Annotated in this window: 1 protein-coding gene; it reads left to right on the top strand. The window is 50.6% G+C overall.

Annotated elements, in window-relative coordinates:
• Positions 1-81: 81 nt before the first annotated feature.
• On the top strand, positions 82-965 hold an 884-nt coding region (locus QMA35_RS21810), incomplete at its 3' end, for an IS1595 family transposase (protein WP_281649235.1).

Here is a 965-nt window from a genome sequence, read left to right on the forward strand (position 1 = left end):
ACCTGATTACCACCTAACCTCAGCCACGATTCGTAGACTAAACTGACGACACTGGTTTTCTTATCGAGCGAGGGCGACGTCATGCCTAAGAACAAAGTCCAGTTCCAGAAAGGCTTGTCCCTGCCGGCATTCCTGTCTCAGTACGGCAAAGAAGAGCAGTGCCGCGATCAGTTCTTCCAGTGGCGCTGGCCTGACGGTTTTGAATGCCCTCTGTGTCGATGTAAAGAACACTGCACATTGAAGAGACGTGAATTGTTCCAGTGCAATCGGTGCCATCATCAGACTTCATTGACGACGGGCACCATCATGGAATCCACAAAGCTGCCATTTACAACGTGGTTCCTTGCCATGTATCTGATGACTCAGACAAAGAATGGGATTTCCGCTCTGGAGCTATCGAGACAACTGGGGATCTCTTACAACGCCACATGGCGGTTAAAGCACAAACTCATGCAGGTCATGAAGGAGCGCGATGACAGTTCCCCTCTCCACGGGTACGTCCAGGTAGACGATGCTTATTGGGGCGGTGAAAAGCACGGAGGTAAGCCAGGGCGAGGCTCCGAGAATAAGCACCCGTTTGTTGCTGCCGTTGAAACCAATGAAGAGAACCATCCGCTCTCTATGCGATTCAGCATGGTGACCAGTTTCAGGAAAGAGGAGTTGGAACTCTGGGCTAAGAAGCATTTGAGCAGCCAAACCCAGCTTGTCATCAGTGATGGACTGGGTGCTTTCATCGGTATCGCTAATGCGGGCCATTTACATAAGGCTGTTGTCACGGGCGGTGGGCACGCATCTATGAGCAATGAACTCTTCACTTGGGTCAATACAATGATTGGTAATGTGAAGAACTCTCTCAGAGGCAGCTATCACAGCATCAATCCGAAACATTTGCCGCGCTACCTCGCAGAGTTCTGTTATCGGTTTAATCGCCGATTCGATATGGGCGCAATGATCTCAAGGCTTGG

The organism is Parendozoicomonas sp. Alg238-R29, from assembly GCF_947331445.1.
In the GTDB taxonomy this organism is placed as follows: domain Bacteria; phylum Pseudomonadota; class Gammaproteobacteria; order Pseudomonadales; family Endozoicomonadaceae; genus Sansalvadorimonas.